This window comes from Streptomyces sp. NPDC057854, assembly GCF_042797055.1.
Classification (GTDB): domain Bacteria; phylum Actinomycetota; class Actinomycetes; order Streptomycetales; family Streptomycetaceae; genus Streptomyces.
The window spans coordinates 231,667-250,556 of sequence record NZ_JBHVMF010000001.1 but is presented as its reverse complement, the minus strand read 5'-3'; the positions used below and the strand labels follow the sequence as shown (position 1 = coordinate 250,556).

Below are 18,890 nucleotides of genomic sequence, written 5' to 3'. Positions count from 1 at the left end.
GAGAATTGTCCGTCACAGAGCGCCTTCACGCGGCCCCGAGCTCCATCCGGACGTCGACGACCCCCTCCACAGCGCGGGCGGCACGGGCCAGCAGCGGCACGAGAGCACGGTCCGCGAGCGTCCCCCGCAACGTGGCCACACCCTCGGTCACCGTGACGTCCAGCCCGGTGAGCGCCGCCGCGCCGAGCACGGTCCGCCGGATCTCCGCCCCGATCTCATCGTCCTCCCGCAGGAACACCTTGAGCAGGTCGCTCCGGCTGACGACCCCCTCCAGCAGCCCGATCCCGTTCACCACCGGAAGCCTCTTCACCTTCCGGCGGGCCATGATCCGTGCCGCCTCGGCCAGAGAAGCGCCGGCGTGCACCGTCACCGCCGGGCTCGTCATGAGGTCCCCCGCCCGCACGGCACCGGCCTTCGCCGCCTCTTCGACCTCCCCCGAGCACGGGTCCGCGCCGCGGAACGCCTCTTTGGGCAGCAGATCCGCCTCCGAGACCACCCCCACGACCCTTCCCTCCCCCTCCAGGACGGGCAGGGCGCTCACCTTCCACTGGTCCATGAGCGCCACGATCTCCTTGTAGGGCGCGTCGCGGCCGATCGCCACGGCGGTGTGGGTCATGACGTCACTGACGACGCTGGGCCCGGCAGGCTTCGACATGAGAGACCTCCTCGTGTGTCCCCACCACTCTGCCCGGGTGCGCGCCGGACGGGGAGGGCCGACCGGTCCCCTGCTCCCGCCCCCGGCCCTGCCGGCCCCACGTGTCCGCTCCGCGGTCGCCATCCGCTCCGTACGCGAAGGTCCGAGCCCAACGCTCCGTAGTAAGCACCGAGCCGGCACGGGAGCGGTGGGCAGGGGTGCTGACGTGGGGCTTTAGGTCAGCACCGAACCAGCACTGGAGTGAGAACCCCGTCGTCGAACCGGGGCAGAAGCAGCCATATCTGACGCCCTCCCGCGGCTGGTGCAAGCCGCTGTCCGGAAGGTGGTCGACCGCCTCGGAGGGCCTCCGCATGGTGGCCGCCCGCACCTTCGGCCGCCGAACTATGGTGTGCAGCCACATACACGCGTGACCAGCGGGTTTCTACGGTGTGGCGACACGAACACGTCCCCGTCACCTGCTCGGAAGTGGTGCACATGGCCGCCGCAAGACCCGCCCCCACGTCCCCCGGATCCATCAAGCGCATCGTCGCCGCGAGCCTCATCGGCACCACCATCGAGTGGTACGACTTCTTCCTCTACGGATCGGCCGCCGCGCTCGTCTTCAACACGCTGTTCTTCCCCAGTGCCGACCCGCTCGTCGGCACGCTGATCGCGTTCATCACGTACGCCATCGGGTTCGCCGCCCGGCCGCTCGGCGGCATCGTCTTCGGTCACTTCGGGGACAAGATCGGACGCAAGAAGCTGCTGGTGCTCAGCCTGCTCATGATGGGCGGCGCCACCTTCGCCATGGGGCTGCTGCCCACGTACGGGACCATCGGCGTGTGGGCGCCGATCCTGCTGACCGTGCTGCGCCTGGTCCAGGGCTTCGCGCTCGGCGGCGAGTGGGGCGGCGCCGTGCTGATCGTCTCCGAGCACGGCGGCGACAAGAACCGCGGCTTCTGGGCCTCGTGGCCGCAGGCCGGCGCGCCCGGCGGCAACCTGCTCGCCACCGGCGTCCTGGCCCTGCTCGCCGCCGTCCAGTCGGACGCCGCCTTCCAGTCCTGGGGCTGGCGCATCCCGTTCCTGCTGTCCGGTCTGCTCGTCATGATCGGCCTGTGGATCCGCGTCTCGGTGTCCGAGTCCCCGGTCTTCCTGGAGGCCCAGGCGAAGGCGGAGGCCGCCGCGGCGGCGGGCGTCAAGGAGGAGGCCCCGGTCGTCGAGGTCTTCCGGCGCAGCTGGCGCGAGGTGCTGTCCGCCATCGGCACCCGCTTCGGCGAGAACATCTCGTACTACATCCTCACCTCCTTCCTCCTCGTGTACGTCACCACCCACCTGGGCCTGCCGAAGAGCACCGCCCTCAACGCCGTCCTCATCGGCTCGGCCATCCACTTCGTGACCATCCCGCTCTGGGGCGCGCTGTCCGACCGCATCGGCCGGCGGCCGGTCACGCTGATCGGCTCGGTGGGCATGGCCGGGTGGGCGTTCGCCTTCTTCGGTCTCGTCGACTCGAAGTCGTTCGCGGTGATCACGCTCGCCGTCACCGCCGGTCTGCTGCTGCACGGCGCGATGTACGGCCCCCAGGCGGCCTTCATCTCCGAGATGTTCGACACGAAGGTCCGCTACTCCGGCGCGTCGATGGGCTCGCAGCTCGCCTCGATCGTCGCCGGCGCGCTCGCCCCGATCATCGCGGTCGAACTCCTCAAGGACTACGACTCCTCCGTCCCGATCTCCCTCTACCTCTGCGCGGCGGCCGTCGTCACCACGATCACCGTCGCGGTCACCCGCGAGACCCTGGGCCGCGACCTCTCCCGAGGGAAGGACGAGGAGCGGAGCGCCGGTGCCACCGCCGGCACCGCCGTCCCCTCCGTGGCCTCGTCCGCCGGCGACCGGGCCTGAGCGCGACGCAAGCCCCCGGCCCGGTCCGCCGTCCCCCCCCGCTTCCGTGGGGAGGGACGGCGGACCGGGTCGCCCCCGTACGTCCGTCCCACCGACCCGCCCGCGAGGAGGCCCCATGACCGCCGGCCGCCCCACAGCCGCCCGGACGCCCGCGACGGGCGCGACCGCCTCCGTGCCCGCGTCCGCCGAGGCCGCCCGGCGCATGCTGGACCTGCTCGCCGCCGACGCCCCCGCCGGCGAACTCGCCGCCCAGCCCGCCCGGTTCCGCGCCGCCGGCGCCGACCCGGCCGAAGTCGCGTGGATCGAGGAGAGCACCCAGGTCGCGCTGTCGGTGCGGCGGGTCCTCGACCAGTACCGGCGCCGCGAGACCGAACTGGTGGCGCTGTACGACACCGCCGGGGATCTCGCCCGGCTGCGGGACCTCGACGCCGTGCTGCGCGCCATCGTCCGCAGGGCCCGTACGCTCCTCGGCTCGGACGTCGCCTACCTCACCCTCAACGACCCGGCCGCCCGCGACACGTACATGCGGGTCACCGACGGGTCCGTCTCCGCCGCCTTCCAGCAGCTGCGGCTCGGCATGGGCGAAGGACTCGGCGGGCTCGTCGCGCAGACCGCCCGCCCGTACGCCAGCACCGACTACCGCACCGACCACCGCTACCGGCACACCGGCACCATCGACGACGGCGTCGCCGAGGAAGGCCTCCGGGGCATCCTCGGCGTGCCGCTGCGGCTCGGCCAGGACGTCATCGGCGTGCTGTTCGCGGCGGACCGCACCCCGCGCGAGTTCACCCCGGACGCCATCGCCCTCCTCGCGTCGCTCGCCGACCACGCCGCCGTCGCCATCGACAGCGCCCGCCGCCTCGACGAGACCCGCACCGCCCTCACCCGCCTCGAAGCCGCCAACGCGACCGCCCGCGCCCACAGCGAAGCCCTCCACCAGGCGTCCGACGCCCACGACCGGCTCTCCCAGCTGGTCCTGCGCGGGGCCGGCACCGACGAGGTCGCCGCCGAGATCGCGGCGCTGCTCGGCGGGGGAGTCGCCGTCCACGACACCGACGGCAGCGAACTCGCCCGTGTCGGCACCCCGCCCGTGGCCCCCTCCGCCGCGAGCCTGGCCGCCTCGCAGACCGAGGGACGCGCGGTCCGCGCCGACGGAGTCTGGACCTGCGCGGTCCTCGCCGGAGCCGAACCGCTCGGCAGCATCGTTCTCACGGGCCGCGGCGAACTGACCGAAGCGGACCGCCGCCTCCTCGAACGGTCCGCCCTCGTCACCGCGATGCTCCTGCTGATCCGCCGCTCGGTCGCCGAGACCGAGGACCGGGTACGCGGCGAACTCCTGGACGACCTCCTCGCCGGCCCCGACTCCTCCGCCCACTGGGACGCGGGCAGCCTCGCGCTGCGCGCCCGCCGCCTCGGACTCGACCTCGCCCGGCCGCACGCCGTCGCCGTCCTCGACTGCGAACCCGCCGCGCGGATCCGGCTCGCCGCGGAGGCCGCCCGCGTCGCGCGCGGGCTCGGCGGCCTCGCCGGCACCCGCCACGGACACACCGTCCTGCTCGTGCCGTCCGACCGGCCCGGCCCCCTCGCCCACGGCCTGGCCGCCGACCTCGCCCGGATCCTCGGCACGCCCGTCACCGCCGGCACGGCCGGGCCCGCCACCGGCCCCGGCCGGCACGCCGCCCTGCACGCCGAGGCCGTGCGCTGCCTCACCGCCCTCCACGCCCTCGGCCGCACCGGAGAGGGCGCCCACACCGCCGACCTCGGCTTCATCGGCGTCCTCCTCGGCGACCGCGCCGACATCGGCACCTACGTCGAGCGGGTCCTCGGCCCCGTCCTCGCCTACGACGCCGACCGCGGCACCGAACTCGTCCGCACGCTGCACGCCTACTACGACCACGGCGCCAGCCTCTCGCGCGCCAAGGACGCCCTCCACGTGCACGTCAACACCGTCGTCCAGCGCCTCGACCGCGTCGCCCAGCTCCTCGGCCCCGACTGGAACACCCCCGGCAGCGCCCTGGAGATCCACCTCGCCCTCCGCCTCCACCGGCTCACGACCGCACGCCCCTGAGGACGCTGTGAAGCGGCCGTGACCTGCCCGGACCGCCGGAAGCCGACTAGGGCAGGGACAGCCCGATCCTGCGGCACGGCCGGTCGACGGCGGTCACGACGACCGTCAGCGCGTCACCGACCGCGACGGCCTCCTCGGGGGCCGCCACGGGAGGGGTGGCGAGGTCGCGGAGGTGGATCAGCCCCTCGACGCCGTCGGCGACCTCGACGAACGCACCGAAGGGCACGAGCTTCGTGACCGTCCCGCGCAGCGTCGCGCCGACGGCGACGCCTTCGTCGGCGAGCCGGTCGAACGGGTCCGGCCGGGTCGCCTTGAGGGACAGGCGTGCCTCGCCGTTCGTGGTGTCGAACTGCAGGAACTCGCACGAGACGCGCTGCCCGACCCGGACGACGTCCGCCGCCGACTCGAAGCGGTGCCAGGACAGCTCGGCCATGGAGATGAAGCCGACGCCGGGGAAGACCGGATGCTCCGGCCCCTCGTCGAGCGCCACGAACACGCCGAACGACTCGATCGCGGCGACGGTGCCGGACAGGATTTCGCCCTCGCGGAGCGCCGCCAGGAACTCCCGCAACTCCGCGGGAAATGCGCGCCCTTCGGTACGGTGATTACGCGGGGTCGCCTTCATGCCGCCCAGCGTCTCACGGCGGTCATCGGGCTTGAAGGGGGCCGTCGGGTCGGCCGACCGGACGGGAAGGGGTGGACGGGGTGTGCGGGTTCGTAAAGGACGTGGCCGCCAAGGGGGCGGCGATCGAGGGCCTGCTCCGGCGGCACCCGGGCGCGCCGGACGCCGGACGGGGCCGCCCGTCGCTCCAGGGCTGCGAGGACGTGCCCTGGGCCGGCTTCGCGGGATGCCCGGCAGCGCTCCCGCTGGTGCTCCGGGCGCTCTTCGACCAGACGGCCGCCCCGGAGGCCCAGGGGGTGCTCAGCGGGGTGCTCTTCGACGACGTCGCCACGATGAACGCGGCCATGCCGGCCGCGCTGCCGTTCCTGCTCCGGCTCGCGAGCGATCCGGGCGTTCCGGTGCGTGTGGAGCTGCGCGACGTCGTGGTGACGGCCGCTGAGCTCTCCGAGTCGGTTGCCGGGCAGAGCGAGGCATGGGTGCTGTGGTACGGCGCCGACGAGGATCGTCCCGAACGCGCCCTCTGCCGAGCGGTGTTCGCCGCGCACGCGGACGTCGTGGCGTCGCTCGCGGCGGACGTGGCCGATCCGGCCCGCCGGGCGAGCCTCCGGCAGGCCGCCGGTCTGCTCTGACGGGCGTGTGGGGAGTGTCCGCGGGTCACTCCGTGACCGGTACGCACTCCGTGAGCAGGTCAACGATGTCGCGCCAGGCTCGCTGGGCGTGCTGGGGGTGGTGGCCGACGCCGGGGACCGTGGTGTGGTCGACCGGCGGGTGGTGGAAGGCGTGCTGGGCGCCGCCGTAGACCGTGAGGCGCCAGTCGACGCCCGCGGCGCGCATCTCCGCGGTGAACGCCTCCCGTTGCGCGGGCGACATGATCGGGTCCTCCGATCCGACCCCGGCCCACACCGGGCAGCGGATGTGCGCCGCCTCGCCCGGCCGGCCCGTGGTCACCGCGTTGACCGTGCCGATCGCGCGCAGGTCGACGCCGGCCCGGCCGAGTTCCAGGGCGATCGCGCCCCCGGTGCCGTAGCCGATGGCGGCGATCCGGCCCGGGTCGGTCCGGGGTTCGGAACGCAGGACGTCGAGTGCGGCGTGGCCGATCTCCCGCATGCGGTCGGCGTCGGCGAGCAGCGGCAGGCAGCGGTCCAGCATCTCCTGGGGGTCGGCCAGATAGCGACCGCCGTGCAGGTCGAAGGCCAGCGCCACGTACCCCAGTTCGGCCAGCGCCTCGGCCCGCCGGCGCTCGATGTCGCTCAGGCCGATGCCCTCGGGGCCGACCAGCACGGCGGGCCGGCGTCCGGTGCCGGCCGGGAGCGCCAGGTGTCCGAACATGGTCAGGGCGTCGGCCTGGTAGGTGACCGTGTGGGTGGTGACTGTGGTGGTCATGCGACGCGACGGTAGTCACCGCCGCGCCCGCACGGGGCGCTGTTCACCGACGGCAGACAGCAGTCGGCGCCGCCCCCGCCCCCGGCTCGGTCGGGTCAGACCATGCGGGTGCAGACGTGGACCGACTCGCTGCCGCCGCGTTCGGAGTGGACGATGCGGAGGACGTCGTTCTTGTACGTGACCTTGAGGTACTGGCCGTCGGTGGTGCCGTCGTGGCCCGGGGGCTGCCAGGGGAGCAGCAGGGACGTGCCCTCGCCGACCTCCTTGGGGACCGTGAGGGCCTGGCCGCCCGTCAGCTTGTCCACGTCCTCGGGCGCGTCGAACACGTCGATCCGCAGGTGTCCGCCGCGCAGCAGCCAACTGCCGGTCCAGGTCACCTGCTTGCCGCCGCCTTCCCAGACGAGGGTGAAGCCGCCGTTGCCGCCGCCGTCCGCCATCACGGTCGCCTTGCCCTTGACCGTCTCGCCGTCGGGAGTAGTGGACTCGACGGTCCAGCCGCCCCGGACGAAGGCGTCGAAGGCGCGGCTCATGACGCCAGTCGTCGTCGCCTCCGGAGAACTCGGTGCCGAAGTGGGCTGATTCGCCGACGGCGTGGCCGAGGCCGTGGCCGAGGTCGCGGGCGTGGGCGTCGTCGCCGATGCCGTACTACCGCCCGTTCCCGCCTTCTTCGTCTCGCCCGTGCAGGCCGCGACCAGTGCCGAGGCGGCGCCGATCGCCAGGTACCGGAGGGTGGTGCGCCGGCCGATGAGGCGCGTCGCCGCCCTGAGCTGCTGGATGTCCTTCATGTCGCCCCCGTGTGCCGTCGGTTGAAGTCAGCGGCCGCCCATCGTACGCCGACGGCTGAGACCGTCGATCATGACGCCGTCGCGCCTCCGCCGGCCGCACGGCCCTGCGTTCCGCGCGGACGGCGCGTTCCGCGCCGCCTAGGATGCCCGGATGGAGTTCCACCGCCTTCCCGCCGAAGCACGGGCCCGACGGACCGCCGAGATACGGGAGTTCCTGCGGACGCGACGGGCGCGGGTGTCGCCGGGCGACGCCGGGCTCGCGGTCGGCGACCTGCGCGCCCGCCGGACGCCCGGCCTGCGGCGGGAGGAGGTCGCGGTGCTCGCCGGCGTCGGCGTCTCCTGGTACACGTGGCTGGAGCAGGGCCGGGAGATCAACGTCTCCGCGGACGTGCTGGACGCCGTCGCGAGGGTGCTCCGCCTCGACCCCATGGAGCGCGAACACCTCTACCTGCTCGCCGGGTTGAACCCGCCCCGGACCGCCGCCGCCCCCGGGCGCGTCGTTCCGGACGGGCTGCGGCAGGTGATCGACTCCTGGCTGCCGCGCCCCGCGTACCTGCTGGACCGGCACTGGAACCTGGTGGCCGTCAACCGGGCCGCCGAGGCGGTCTTCGGCTACGGCGAGGACGACCACAACTGCCTCGTCACCTTCTTCACCAGCGCCCGTTACCGCTCGTCCCTCGTCGGTGGGCAGGACGCCGCGCGGACCATCGTCGGCCAGTTCCGCGCGGACGCCGCGCGCTACCCGGACGACCCCGAATTCGGGCGGCTCGCCGCCGACATGTGCGCCGTCAGCCCGGAGTTCGCCGCGATCTGGCGGGAGTACGGGCTCCGCGGCGCGGCCGGCGGGACCAAGACGGTCGACCACCCCGCTTGCGGCGAACTCGTCTTCACCTACACCACGCTGACCGTCCCGGAGCTGCCCGGTCACCGCCTGATGCTGCACACGCCCGCCCCCGGCACGGACACCGGGGAACGGCTCGCCGCCTTGCTCGCGGCGGTGCCGGCGTAAGCCGAGGGCCGGGAGTGCCTCCCGTACGCGAAGGTGGTGGTGGCAGACCCAGGTTCGTCCCGCACTGCCGGGGGCCCGGCCCGGCGCGCAGGATCGTCGGCATGGAGCGATTCACCCACCACACCGTTCTGATCACCGGCGGCACCTCGGGCATCGGGTACGCCACGGCCCGACGCCTCCTCGACGAGGGCGCCCACGTCGTCATCACCGGACGCGACGAGGAGCGCCTGGACAAGGCGGCGGCCGGCCTCGGCGCCGGAGAGCGGCTGCTGACCGTCCGCGCGGACGTCGCCGACCTGGCCGACCTCGACGCGCTGATGGGCCGGGTCCGGGCGTGGCGCGGCGGCCTCGACGCCCTCTTCGCCAACGCGGGCACCGGTGTGTTCAAGCCCGGCGCCGAGATCACGGAAGCCGACTTCGACCGGTCCACCGACGTGAACTTCAAGGGCGTCTTCTTCACCGTCCAGAAGGCGCTGCCCCTGCTGAAGGACGGCGGCGCGATCGTCCTGAACGCCTCCTGGACCCTGTACCGCGGACTGCCGGTCGCCTCCGTCTACTCCGCGACGAAGGCCGCCGTCCACAACCTGGCCCGCACCCTCGGCTCCGACCTCGCACCGCGCGGCATCCGCGTCAACTCGGTCAGCCCCGGCTTCATCGACACCGAGATGTACCGGGACGCCAACGCCGACGCCGAGGCGGACGCCCGGAACGCCGCACAGGTGCCGCTCGGCACGATCGGGCGCGGCGCCGACGTGGCCGCCGCCGTCGCGTTCCTCGCCTCCGCCGACGCCGCCTACGTCACCGGCCAGGATCTGGTGATCGACGGCGGCCTCGTCGGGTCCTTCCCGAACCCCTGAGACCGGGCAGGCACGTCCGTGTTCACGCCGTCGCGCGGAACCGGCCGGCGACGGCGTGGACACGGAGAAAACCCCTCACGGGGTGGGGCGGGTCAGGTCACGACGTCCCGCGCTTGCGGGCGCCCCGGGCCTTCTCCGCCATGTTCCGCACCTTCTCGACGGCCTCGCGGCCGGCGCCCTGCGCGCGGTCGCCCTTGCCTTCCGCCTCCATCCGCCGGTTGCCGGTGGCCTTGCCCACGGCGTCCTTGATCTTGCCCTTGCCCTTCTGCATGTCGCCCTTGGCCATGGCGGACACGTCCTTTCTCGTCGGGCTCCGTCACGCCGCCGTTCCCGCGCCCGCGAGGGTGCGGACGATCGCCGCCGCGAAGGCGTCGATGTCGTCCGGCTTGCGGGAGGTGATCAGCGGGTGCTCTCCGGAGGTGTCGACGACGACCTCCTGGTCCCGCCAGGTGCCGCCGGCGTTCTCCAGGTCGGGACGGAGGGTGGGGTACGACGTGAGCTCGCGGTCCTTGGCGAGCCCGCTGTCGACCAGGAGCCACGGTCCGTGACAGATCGCGGCCACCGGCTTGCCCTCCTCGGCGAAGGCCGACACGAGGCGGCGGGCGTCGTCGTCGGCCCGCAGGTGGTCGGCGTTGATCGTGCCGCCCGGCACGATCACGGCGTCGTACCCCTCCGAGGTGGCCTCCGCCAGCGTCGTGTCCGGCGTGACCTCCGCGCCGGGCTCGCGGTCGCTCACCAGGGTCCGTACCGGCTCGTCCTTCTGCGCGGCGACCGTCACCCGGGCTCCGTTCTCCCGCAGCACGGCCACCGGCTCGCGCAGCTCGTCCTGCTCGGTGCCGTAGTTGGTCGTGAGGACGAGCACGCTGCGCCCGCCGAGCTCGCCGTCGTGCTTGCCGTCGTGGTGTTCGTGGTGCGACACGATGTGGTCCTCTCCGGTGTCGTCGCGGCTCCGTCACCTGGGCGCCTCACCCGGCGGGCGCGGCTCAAACGTCGAGGCGGGTGGCGAGGGCCCACGGGCTGCCGGCTCGGTCACGCCCCCGTCGTGGAGCCGGGGCGGACGATCATCAGGACGGTGACCGTGGCCCACAGCAGGTTGAAGACGCCGGTGAGCATCGCGAGCCGGGCCGCCGCCGCTGTGGGAACCGGCAGACCGGGCCCGCTCGCCGTCTGCTCCAGGGCCCGGCTCTGGGCGGGCAGGAGGAGCAGGCCCAGGACTCCCGCCGCGGCGGCGGTCAGCGCCATCGAGACGATCAGCCAGGTGTCGCCCAGGACGCCGAGGCTACGGGCCGTGGCGATGCCGAAGACGGGGACCGTGACCCCGACGTACGCGTAGACGTGGCAGATGCGGTGCAGCGTCCGCAGGGTCGCCAGGGCGTCGCCCCGGCCGGAAGCGCCGCCGTCGGCGGGGTCGCCGTACGCACGCCGGAGGGTCGCGGGGAACATGCTCGCCGCGACGGTCACCGGCCCGATGGCGACGATGGCGGCCAGGACGTGCACGGAGAGGAGCAGCTTGGTCATGCCCGCCCCTCCTGGATCGCCGGGGAGGCGGACCGCGCGGGTTCGGCGGGCGACGGGTTCCTGGTGCCTGCGACGGCAGCGGTGGTGCGGGGCATGGCGGGTGCTTTCTGCTTTCGGTCAGGAGGGGGTGGGAAGCGGGTGGGAGAGGGAGGGGTACGGGCGGGAGAGCGAGGGGTGCGGGCGGGACGCTCCGAGTCAACCGGTCGGCGCCGTGATCGCCCAGTGGCACTGCCGCCAGGTCTCAACGGAAAAGTGCCAGACGCTGCCGTACGGCTCTGAACTGCGCCGGTATGGGAACAGGCGAGCGCGCGACCGGAGGGCGGCGCGGTAGGTTCCCGCCATGCACACCGTCGCCGTACTCGCGCTGGACCAGGTGATCCCGTTCGACCTGTCCACGCCGATCGAAGCCTTCTCGCGGACCCGGCTGCCCGACGGGCGGCCCGGCTACCAGGTCCGGGTGTGCGCCGAGCGGGACGAGGTCGACGCCGGCGCGTTCACGCTGCGCGCGCCCTGGGGGCTGGAGGGCCTGCGGGAGGCGGACACGGTCATCGTGCCGGGCGTCGCCGATCCGGCGGCGCCGCTCGCGCCGGCCGTCCGCGACGCGCTCCGGTCGGCCGCCGCCGACGGCACCCGGATCGCCTCCCTCTGCGTCGGCACCTTCCCGCTCGCCGCGACCGGACTCCTCGACGGGCTGCGCGTCACCACCCACTGGCAGGCCGCCGGGCTGCTCGCCGCGCTCCACCCGGCCCTCGACGTCGACCCCGACGTCCTGTACGTCGACAACGGACAGTTCCTCACCTCGGCCGGCGCGGCGGCGGGGCTCGACCTCTGCCTGCACATGATCCGCCGCGACTACGGCTCCGCGGTGGCCGCCGACGCGGCCCGGCTGTCGGTGATGCCGCTCGAACGGGAAGGCGGGCAGGCGCAGTTCATCGTGCACGACCACACGCCGACGCCGCAGGGCTCCGAACTGGAGGCGCTGCTCGACTGGCTGCGCGCGAACATGGCCCGGGAACTCACCCTCGCCGACATCGCCGAACGGGCCGGGACCAGCACCCGGACCCTCATCCGGCGCTTCCGCGACCAGACGGGCACGACCCCGCTCCAGTGGCTGAACCGGGCGCGGATCCGGCAGGCGCAGCACCTCCTGGAGACCACCGGACACTCCGTCGAACGCATCGGCGGGCAGGTCGGATTCGGCTCCCCGACCGCCTTCCGCGAGCGCTTCAAGCGCACCACGGGCGTCAGTCCGCAGACCTACCGGCGCACCTTCGCCTGACCCCCGTACGGGCCCCGAGCGGTCGCCGCCCGGCCGTCTTTGTCCCGGGAGTGGAAGAAGTCGTGCTTGTTTCCTGCGCAAGTAGTTCCCAGGGCGGGAGAGCGCTGCTACGTTCCTCTCGAAAGCCCGACGGGTCGACCGCCGCGGACAGGCATTCGGGCCCCCAGCCGGAGGCGGGGGAGGGGAGGGATTCGTGAGACGGATGACCGCTCGACCCGCGAACGTGCACCAGGCGCGCCTGCTGCGCCTGTTGCGCGACGGAGGCCCCAACTCCCGCGCGCAGCTGGGCGATCTCGTCGACCTGTCCCGCTCCAAACTGGCGGTCGAGGTGGACCGGCTGCTGGAGACGGGCCTGGTGGCCGCGGACGGACTCGCCGCCTCGCGCGGCGGTCGCCGCTCGCACAACCTCCGGCTCGCCCCGTCCCTGCGCTTCCTGGGCGTCGACATCGGCGCCACCTCGATCGACGTCGCCGTCACCAACGCCGAACTGGAGGTCCTCGGGCACCTGAACCAGCCCGTGGACGTCCGCGAGGGACCCGTCGCCGTCTTCGAGCGCGTGCTGGCCATGGCCGACAAGCTGAAGGCGTCCGGGGTCGCGGAGGGATTCGACGGCGCCGGCATCGGCGTCCCCGGGCCCGTCCGCTTCCCCGAGGGCGTTCCCGTCGCGCCGCCGATCATGCCCGGCTGGGACGGCTTCCCCGTCCGCGAGGCCCTGAGCCAGGACCTCGGCTGCCCGGTGATGGTCGACAACGACGTGAACCTCATGGCGATGGGGGAGCAGCACGCGGGCGTCGCCCGCTCCGTCGGCGACTACCTGTGCGTCAAGATCGGTACCGGCATCGGCTGCGGCATCGTGATCGGCGGCCAGGTCTACCGCGGTACGACGGGCAGCGCCGGCGACATCGGACACATCCAGGTCCAGCCCGACGGACGCGCCTGCGCCTGCGGCAACCAGGGCTGCCTGGAGGCGCACTTCAGCGGCGCGGCGCTGGCCCGCGACGCGGAGGACGCGGCGCGCTCGGGCCGGTCCCCGCACCTGGCCGCGCGACTGGAGGCGGCCGGTGAGCTGACCGCCGCCGACGTCTCGGCCGCCGCGGCGGCGGGCGACACCGTGGCCCTGGAACTGATCCGCGAGGGCGGACGGCGTCTGGGCCAGGTCATCGCCGGGCTCGTCAGCTTCTTCAACCCGGGGCTCGTCGTCATCGGCGGCGGTGTCACCGGTCTCGGCCACACCCTGCTGGCCAGCGTCCGCACCCAGGTCTACCGCCAGTCGCTGCCGCTCGCGACCGGCAACCTCCCCATCGTTCTGGGCGAGTTGGGCCCGACCGCCGGAGTGATCGGCGCGGCCCGGCTCATCAGCGACCACGTCTTCTCCCCGGCCTGACCCCGGACGGCCTCTCCGCCGTCCCCCGTACCTCCGGCAGCGGTACGCCGCCCGCCGAAGCACCCGCGCACCACCCGTACCCCGTCCCGTATCCGTACCTTCATCGCACCCGCGTCCCACCGCACGCCGGACCCCGGCACACCCGCACCCCGGCACCACCGCACCCCGGCACCACCCGCAACCCCGCACCACGCAACGGTCCCGTGGCTGTCCGCCATGCCCGCTCACCGCCCCCGCACGCGCCGGTACCCACCACGCCGCAGGGCCCTGAGCCCCACCCTTCCCTCACCTCGCCTCACCTCGCCTCACCGCGCCTCGCCTCGTCCCGCCGCGCGCCGCGGCCTGCTTCGCCCTGCCCGCACACGGCCCATCCGCCGAGGGGAACCCCATGGCCTCATCACCCCCACCGCTGCTCACGATGACCCGCATCACCAAGTCGTTCCCCGGCGTCCGCGCCCTGGACGGCGTGGACCTCGACGTCCATGCCGGCGAGGTCCACTGCCTCCTCGGCCAGAACGGCGCCGGCAAGTCCACCCTCATCAAGGTCCTCGCCGGGGCCCACCAGCCCGACGACGGAGAGATCACCTGGGCCGGCGAGCCGGTCGCCCTGACCTCCCCGATCGCGGCCATGCGGCTGGGGATCGCCACCATCTACCAGGAGCTGGACCTGGTCGGCGGGCTGTCCGTCGCCGAGAACGTGTTCCTCGGGAACGAGCCGACCTCCGCCGGGTTCGTCGTGCGCGGGGCGCGGGCCCGGGCCGCCGCCGGCCGGCTGCTGGAACGGCTCGGCCACCCCGAGATCGACCCGGGCCGGCTCGTCGGCGAACTTTCCGCCGCCCAGCAGCAGATCGTCTCCATGGCCCGCGCCCTCTCGCACGAGGTGCGGCTGATCGTCATGGACGAGCCGTCCGCCGCGCTCGACCCCGACGAGGTCGACAACCTCTTCCGGATCGTCGCCGAACTCACCGCCGACGGCGTCGCCGTCGTGTACATCTCCCACCGCCTGGAGGAGATCCGCCGCATCGGCGACCGGGTGACCGTGCTGAAGGACGGCCGTTCCGTCGCCGGCGGCCTGCCGGCGGACACCACCCCGACCCGCGACATCGTCGCCCTCATGACCGGCCGCACCGTCGAGCACGTCTTCCCCGCCCGCCCCGCACCCCCCGACGACGACGCCGCCGCCGTCCGGGCCCCGGTCCTCACCGTCGAAGGCCTCACCCGCGCCCACGAGTTCGCCCCTCTCGACCTCGCCCTGCGGCCCGGGGAGATCGTCGGCCTCGCCGGGCTGGTGGGCTCCGGCCGCAGCGAGATCCTGGAGACGATCTACGGGGCGCGCAAGCCCGACGCGGGCCGGGTCCTCGTCGACGGCGTCCCGCTGCGCCCGGGCAGCGTCCGCGCCGCCGTCCGGGCCGGCATCGGACTGGCCCCCGAGGAACGCAAGGCGCAGGCCCTGCTGATGCTGGAGTCCGTCGGCAGCAACGTCTCGGTCTCCACGCTCTCCCGCTACTCCCGGGCGGGCTGGCTCGACCGGCGCGCCGAGCGGGCCGCCGCGCACCAGGCCGTGCGCGAGCTGTCGCTGCGGCCCGACGACCCGGACGTGGCGGTCAGGACGCTGTCCGGCGGGAACCAGCAGAAGGCCGTGCTCGCACGCTGGCTGCTGCGCGGCTGCAAGGTGCTGCTGCTCGACGAACCGACCCGGGGCGTCGACATCGGCGCCCGGGCCGAGCTCTACGCCGTGATCCGCCGGCTGGCCGACGAAGGACTGGCCGTGCTGCTCGTCTCCAGCGAGGTTCCCGAGGTCCTCGGGCTCGCCGACCGGGTGCTGGTGCTGCGCGAAGGGTCCGTCGTGCACACGGCGCCGGCCCAGGAGCTGGACGAGCACCGCGTACTCGATCTCGTGATGGAAGGGAACCCGACGCCATGACGCAGCCCGCCCCCGCCGCGCGGAAGGACGCGCCGACGTCCGCCCCCGCGCCCGCCACCGCCGCCCCCGGCAGGAAGGCGCCGCACCGGCCGGCGTTCATGCGGTGGGACGTCCGCAGCGTGACGCTGCTCGGCGTCCTCGTCGCGCTCGTCGCCGTCGGCGGCATCACCCAGCCCGACTCCTTCCTCGCCACCAGCAACCTCCAGCTCGTCCTCACCCAGGCGTCGGTCATCGGCGTCGTCACCGTCGGCATGACGTTCGTCATCACCAGCGGCGGCATCGACCTGTCGGTCGGCGCGATCGTCGCCCTCGCGTCGGTGTGGGCGACGACCGTGGCCACCCAGGAGTTCGGCTTCGCGGGCATCCTCTTCACCGCCGTGCTCGTCGGCCTCGGCTGCGGCCTCGTGAACGGGGTGCTGATCGCGTACGGCGGCCTGGTGCCGTTCATCGCCACCCTGGCCATGCTCGCCTCCGCCCGGGGCCTCGCCCTCCAGATCACCGACGGCCGCACCCAGATGGTGACCGTGACCGACGTCCTCGACCTGGGCGTCAAGGACGCCTACGTGCTCGGGATCCCGCCGCTCGTCCTCGTCTTCGCCGCCGTGACCGTCGTCGGCTGGCTGCTGCTCAACCGGACCACGTTCGGCCGCCGCACCGTCGCCGTCGGCGGCAACGCGGAAGCCGCCCGGCTCGCCGGCATCGACGTGCGGCGGCAGCGCCTCTACCTGTACCTGCTGTCGGGGCTGTGCTGCGGGATCGCCGCGTTCATGCTGATCGTCCTCGCCGGATCCGGCCAGAACACCAACGGCAACCTGTACGAGCTCGACGCCATCGCCGCCGCCATCATCGGCGGCACCCTCCTCAGCGGCGGACGCGGCACCATCGTCGGCTCCGTCCTCGGCGTCCTGATCTTCACGACCATCACCAACATCTTCGCCCTCAACAACATGGAGACGGCCGTCCAGCAGATCGCCAAGGGCGCGATCATCGTGGCCGCCGTCCTCGTCCAGCGCCGCACCCTGCGCGGCGGCGACGCCTGACGCCCGCCGCCCGGCACCCGTCCCGACACCCGAGCCGATCCGTCCCGCCCAGCCGAAGGGTTGATCCGCCATGTCCCGAACCTCCCCCAGCCGCAGAGGACTTCTGTTCGGCACCGCCGCCGTCTCCGCCGGGGCCCTGCTGACCGCCTGCACCAGCAACGAGCCCAAGCAGCAGGCCCAGCCCAGCGGCAACGCCCCCGCCGCCGGCGACAAGCCCGGCAAGCCCGTCACCATCGGCTTCGCCGGCCCCCAGGCCGACCACGGCTGGCTCAACGCCATCAACCAGAACGCCAAGTCCCGCGCGGCGACGTACTCCGACGTCACCCTGGAGATCACCGAGGGCTCGAACGACACCGCCGCCCAGATCGGCCAGGTGCAGACCCTCATCAACAAGAAGGTCGACGTCCTCGTCATCCTGCCCGCCGACGGCAAGGCCCTCACCCAGGTCGGCCTCCAGGCGATGCGGGCCGGCATCCCGGTCGTCAACCTGGACCGGATCTTCGCCTCCCCGCAGGCGTACCGCTGCTGGATCGGCGGCGACAACTACGGCATGGGGCTCAACGCCGGCACCTACATCGGCGAGCAGCTCAAGGACAAGCCGAACGCCAAGGTCGTCGAACTCGCCGGCCTCGACAACCTCGAACTCACCCGGCAGCGCACCCAGGGCTTCGACGACGCCCTGAAGAACTACCCCAACATCACCAAGGTCGCCCGCCAGGCCGCCGACTTCACCGTCGAGTCCGGCCAGGCCAAGATGGCCCAACTGCTGCAGGCCCAGCCCGCGTTCGACGCGCTGTGGAACCACGACGACGACCAGGGCGTCGGCGCGCTCCGCGCCATCGCCCAGGCCGGCCGCGACGACTTCCTGATGGTCGGCGGCGCCGGCGCCAAGTCCGCGATGGACGCCATCAAGGCCGGCACGGGCGTCCTCAAGGCCACCGTCCTCTACCCGCCGACGATGGCCGCGTCCGCGATCGACCTCGCCCGCGCCCTCGGCCAGGGCAAGGGCGTCGGCGGACTCGCCGAGCTGGAGATCCCGTCCTCGCTGACGCTCTACTCCGCCGTCGTCACCAAGGAGAACGTCGACGACTACCTGCCGACCGGCTTCAACTGACCGGATCCGGGCTCCCGGGGGGATGCCCGGCTCCGCAGCACACCGACGAGTCAGTGACTCTCTGACCAGGAGGAACCGTATGGAACAGCGGGACAGCGACGCGACCGCGCCGCCCGCACTCGGCGTCGGCATGGTGGGGTACGCGTTCATGGGCGCGGCGCACTCCCAGGGCTGGCGCAACGTGAGCCGGGTGTTCGACCTGCCGCTGCGGCCCGTCCTCGCGGCGATCGCGGGCCGGGACGCGGACGCCGTCCGGGCCGCCGCCCGGCGGCACGGCTGGGCGGCGGCGGAGACGGACTGGCGCGCCCTGATCGCCCGGGACGACGTGCAGCTCGTCGACATCTGCACCCCGGGGGACAGCCATGCGGAGATCGCGATCGCGGCCCTGGAGGCCGGCAAGCACGTCCTGTGCGAGAAGCCGCTGGCGAACTCGGTGGCCGAGGCGGAGGCCATGACCGCCGCCGCCGAGGCCGCCCGCGCCCGCGGCCAGGTCGCGATGGTCGGCTTCAACTACCGTCGCGTGCCCGCCCTCTCGTACGCCCGCCGGCTCATCGCCGAGGGACGGCTCGGCGCCCTGCGGCACGTCCGGGTGAGCTACCTCCAGGACTGGCTGGTCGACCCGGACTTCCCGCTGACCTGGCGGCTGGAGCGCGAGCACGCCGGGTCCGGGGCGCTGGGCGACCTCGGCGCGCACATCGTCGACCTCGCGCAGTACCTGGCGGGGGAGCCGGTCGTCGGGGTGTCGGCCCAGACGGAGACCTTCGTACGGGAACGGCCCCGGCTCGCCGCCGCGGCGGCCGGCCTGGCCGCGCCCGCCGGGCAGTCCGCCGCCGCCCCGCGCGGGCCGGTGACCGTCGACGACGCGGTCGTCTTCACCGGGCGGCTCGCCTCGGGGGCGCTCGCCGCCTTCGAGGCCAGCCGGATGGCCTCCGGCCGCAAGAACCAGCTGCGACTGGAGATCAACGGGGAGCGGGGCTCGCTCGCCTTCGACCTGGAACGGCTCAACGAGCTCTCCTTCCACGACCACCGCGAACCCGCCGCCACCGCGGGCTTCCGCCGGATCCTCGTCACCGAGCCCGACCACCCCTACCTGGAGGCGTGGTGGCCGCCCGGCCACACCCTCGGCTACGAGCACACCTTCACCCACCAGGCCCGCGACCTCGTCGCCGCGATCGGCGCCGGCACCGAACCGTCACCGTCGTTCGCCGACGGGCTGCGGGTGCAGCGGGTGCTCGACGCGGTCGAGGAGAGCGCCCGGAAGAACGCCGTCTACACCCCCGTCCCGGACGAGCCGGCCGCCGTCCGCCGGCCGCCGCACGACCGTCCGCCCGCCGTCCGCTAGCCGCCCGGGGACCGTCCGTCCGCCGTCCGGGAGCG

The 18,890-nt window shown here is 73.7% G+C and carries 18 protein-coding genes; 11 read left to right on the top strand and 7 right to left on the bottom strand.

Annotated elements, in window-relative coordinates; genetic code table 11:
- Positions 1-25: 25 nt before the first annotated feature.
- Positions 26-655: a CBS domain-containing protein gene (locus ACFVQZ_RS01130; RefSeq protein ID WP_383618601.1), complete on the bottom strand. Its 630-nt coding sequence runs from the start codon at positions 653-655 to the stop codon at positions 26-28.
- A 474-nt stretch (positions 656-1,129) separates the two neighbouring features.
- On the opposite strand from ACFVQZ_RS01130, the gene ACFVQZ_RS01125 reads away from it, so the two are divergent.
- Together ACFVQZ_RS01125 and ACFVQZ_RS01120 are read left to right on the top strand one after the other, a co-directional pair.
- Positions 1,130-2,530, top strand: a complete 1,401-nt coding sequence (locus tag ACFVQZ_RS01125; protein ID WP_051787500.1) for an MFS transporter — start codon at positions 1,130-1,132, stop codon at positions 2,528-2,530.
- Positions 2,531-2,645: 115 nt separating this feature from the next.
- Positions 2,646-4,598 carry a helix-turn-helix domain-containing protein gene (locus ACFVQZ_RS01120; protein ID WP_383618599.1) on the top strand — a complete coding sequence of 651 codons (1,953 nt, stop codon included), beginning with the start codon at positions 2,646-2,648 and terminating at the stop codon, positions 4,596-4,598.
- A gap of 46 nt (positions 4,599-4,644) precedes the next feature.
- On the opposite strand, the gene ACFVQZ_RS01115 is transcribed toward ACFVQZ_RS01120, so the two are convergent.
- Positions 4,645-5,169: a S1 RNA-binding domain-containing protein gene (locus tag ACFVQZ_RS01115; protein ID WP_030493188.1), complete on the bottom strand. Its 525-nt coding sequence runs from the start codon at positions 5,167-5,169 to the stop codon at positions 4,645-4,647.
- A gap of 134 nt (positions 5,170-5,303) precedes the next feature.
- Here ACFVQZ_RS01115 and ACFVQZ_RS01110 point away from each other — a divergent pair, with 134 nt between their 5' ends.
- Positions 5,304-5,849: a hypothetical protein gene (locus ACFVQZ_RS01110; RefSeq protein ID WP_383618597.1), complete on the top strand. Its 546-nt coding sequence runs from the start codon at positions 5,304-5,306 to the stop codon at positions 5,847-5,849.
- 25 nt (positions 5,850-5,874) lie between these two features.
- Here the strand turns inward: ACFVQZ_RS01110 and ACFVQZ_RS01105 are convergent, their stop codons facing one another.
- Both ACFVQZ_RS01105 and ACFVQZ_RS01100 read right to left on the bottom strand, forming a co-directional pair.
- The gene (locus tag ACFVQZ_RS01105; RefSeq protein WP_383618596.1) at positions 5,875-6,603 is read right to left on the bottom strand and encodes a dienelactone hydrolase family protein; all 729 of its coding nucleotides are present in this window, start codon (positions 6,601-6,603) and stop codon (positions 5,875-5,877) included.
- A 95-nt stretch (positions 6,604-6,698) separates the two neighbouring features.
- Positions 6,699-7,388 carry a hypothetical protein gene (locus ACFVQZ_RS01100; RefSeq protein WP_383618594.1) on the bottom strand — a complete coding sequence of 230 codons (690 nt, stop codon included), beginning with the start codon at positions 7,386-7,388 and terminating at the stop codon, positions 6,699-6,701.
- 151 nt (positions 7,389-7,539) lie between these two features.
- Here ACFVQZ_RS01100 and ACFVQZ_RS01095 point away from each other — a divergent pair, with 151 nt between their 5' ends.
- Both ACFVQZ_RS01095 and ACFVQZ_RS01090 read left to right on the top strand, forming a co-directional pair.
- On the top strand, positions 7,540-8,397 hold the full coding sequence (locus ACFVQZ_RS01095; RefSeq protein WP_030493193.1) for a helix-turn-helix domain-containing protein: 858 nt from the start codon (positions 7,540-7,542) through the stop codon (positions 8,395-8,397).
- Positions 8,398-8,498: 101 nt separating this feature from the next.
- Positions 8,499-9,254 carry a glucose 1-dehydrogenase gene (locus tag ACFVQZ_RS01090; protein ID WP_030493194.1) on the top strand — a complete coding sequence of 252 codons (756 nt, stop codon included), beginning with the start codon at positions 8,499-8,501 and terminating at the stop codon, positions 9,252-9,254.
- Between the two features lie 97 nt (positions 9,255-9,351).
- Here the strand turns inward: ACFVQZ_RS01090 and ACFVQZ_RS01085 are convergent, their stop codons facing one another.
- The 3 genes from ACFVQZ_RS01085 to ACFVQZ_RS01075 form a co-directional block, all read right to left on the bottom strand.
- On the bottom strand, positions 9,352-9,540 hold the full coding sequence (locus tag ACFVQZ_RS01085) for a CsbD family protein (protein WP_030493195.1): 189 nt from the start codon (positions 9,538-9,540) through the stop codon (positions 9,352-9,354).
- 30 nt (positions 9,541-9,570) lie between these two features.
- A complete protein-coding gene (locus ACFVQZ_RS01080) occupies positions 9,571-10,173 on the bottom strand; it encodes a type 1 glutamine amidotransferase domain-containing protein (protein WP_030493196.1) in 603 nt (200 codons plus the stop codon).
- 110 nt (positions 10,174-10,283) lie between these two features.
- Positions 10,284-10,772 (bottom strand): membrane protein, encoded by a 489-nt coding sequence (locus tag ACFVQZ_RS01075; protein WP_030493197.1) that lies wholly within the window; start codon positions 10,770-10,772, stop codon positions 10,284-10,286.
- 340 nt (positions 10,773-11,112) lie between these two features.
- On the opposite strand from ACFVQZ_RS01075, the gene ACFVQZ_RS01070 reads away from it, so the two are divergent.
- From ACFVQZ_RS01070 to ACFVQZ_RS01045, 6 genes are all read left to right on the top strand, one after another.
- Positions 11,113-12,051, top strand: a complete 939-nt coding sequence (locus tag ACFVQZ_RS01070; protein ID WP_030493198.1) for a helix-turn-helix domain-containing protein — start codon at positions 11,113-11,115, stop codon at positions 12,049-12,051.
- A 202-nt stretch (positions 12,052-12,253) separates the two neighbouring features.
- Positions 12,254-13,435: an ROK family transcriptional regulator gene (locus ACFVQZ_RS01065; RefSeq protein WP_030493199.1), complete on the top strand. Its 1,182-nt coding sequence runs from the start codon at positions 12,254-12,256 to the stop codon at positions 13,433-13,435.
- A gap of 388 nt (positions 13,436-13,823) precedes the next feature.
- Positions 13,824-15,359, top strand: coding sequence for a sugar ABC transporter ATP-binding protein (locus ACFVQZ_RS01060; RefSeq protein ID WP_383618592.1), 1,536 nt, complete (start codon positions 13,824-13,826; stop codon positions 15,357-15,359).
- Positions 15,356-16,399: an ABC transporter permease gene (locus ACFVQZ_RS01055; RefSeq protein ID WP_030493201.1), complete on the top strand. Its 1,044-nt coding sequence runs from the start codon at positions 15,356-15,358 to the stop codon at positions 16,397-16,399. Before ACFVQZ_RS01060 ends, ACFVQZ_RS01055 begins: the two co-directional genes overlap by 4 nt.
- Before the next feature lie 70 nt (positions 16,400-16,469).
- Positions 16,470-17,513: an ABC transporter substrate-binding protein gene (locus ACFVQZ_RS01050; protein WP_030493202.1), complete on the top strand. Its 1,044-nt coding sequence runs from the start codon at positions 16,470-16,472 to the stop codon at positions 17,511-17,513.
- Positions 17,514-17,592: 79 nt separating this feature from the next.
- Positions 17,593-18,855, top strand: a complete 1,263-nt coding sequence (locus tag ACFVQZ_RS01045) for a Gfo/Idh/MocA family protein (RefSeq protein WP_051787506.1) — start codon at positions 17,593-17,595, stop codon at positions 18,853-18,855.
- The last annotated feature ends 35 nt before the right edge of the window (positions 18,856-18,890 follow it).

What these genes read in the sequence shown, in the direction of transcription:
- ACFVQZ_RS01130 (WP_383618601.1), bottom strand. Translation starts at nt 655, where the DNA reads ATGTCGAAGCCTGCCGGGCCCAGCGTCGTCAGTGACGTCATGACCCAC.
- ACFVQZ_RS01065 (WP_030493199.1), top strand. Translation starts at nt 12,254, where the DNA reads ATGACCGCTCGACCCGCGAACGTGCACCAGGCGCGCCTGCTGCGCCTG.
- ACFVQZ_RS01085 (WP_030493195.1), bottom strand. Translation starts at nt 9,540, where the DNA reads ATGGCCAAGGGCGACATGCAGAAGGGCAAGGGCAAGATCAAGGACGCC.
- ACFVQZ_RS01055 (WP_030493201.1), top strand. Translation starts at nt 15,356, where the DNA reads ATGACGCAGCCCGCCCCCGCCGCGCGGAAGGACGCGCCGACGTCCGCC.
- ACFVQZ_RS01090 (WP_030493194.1), top strand. Translation starts at nt 8,499, where the DNA reads ATGGAGCGATTCACCCACCACACCGTTCTGATCACCGGCGGCACCTCG.
- ACFVQZ_RS01075 (WP_030493197.1), bottom strand. Translation starts at nt 10,772, where the DNA reads ATGACCAAGCTGCTCCTCTCCGTGCACGTCCTGGCCGCCATCGTCGCC.
- ACFVQZ_RS01100 (WP_383618594.1), bottom strand. Translation starts at nt 7,388, where the DNA reads ATGAAGGACATCCAGCAGCTCAGGGCGGCGACGCGCCTCATCGGCCGG.
- ACFVQZ_RS01125 (WP_051787500.1), top strand. Translation starts at nt 1,130, where the DNA reads ATGGCCGCCGCAAGACCCGCCCCCACGTCCCCCGGATCCATCAAGCGC.
- ACFVQZ_RS01045 (WP_051787506.1), top strand. Translation starts at nt 17,593, where the DNA reads ATGGAACAGCGGGACAGCGACGCGACCGCGCCGCCCGCACTCGGCGTC.
- ACFVQZ_RS01095 (WP_030493193.1), top strand. Translation starts at nt 7,540, where the DNA reads ATGGAGTTCCACCGCCTTCCCGCCGAAGCACGGGCCCGACGGACCGCC.
- ACFVQZ_RS01070 (WP_030493198.1), top strand. Translation starts at nt 11,113, where the DNA reads ATGCACACCGTCGCCGTACTCGCGCTGGACCAGGTGATCCCGTTCGAC.
- ACFVQZ_RS01120 (WP_383618599.1), top strand. Translation starts at nt 2,646, where the DNA reads ATGACCGCCGGCCGCCCCACAGCCGCCCGGACGCCCGCGACGGGCGCG.
- ACFVQZ_RS01105 (WP_383618596.1), bottom strand. Translation starts at nt 6,603, where the DNA reads ATGACCACCACAGTCACCACCCACACGGTCACCTACCAGGCCGACGCC.
- ACFVQZ_RS01060 (WP_383618592.1), top strand. Translation starts at nt 13,824, where the DNA reads ATGGCCTCATCACCCCCACCGCTGCTCACGATGACCCGCATCACCAAG.
- ACFVQZ_RS01050 (WP_030493202.1), top strand. Translation starts at nt 16,470, where the DNA reads ATGTCCCGAACCTCCCCCAGCCGCAGAGGACTTCTGTTCGGCACCGCC.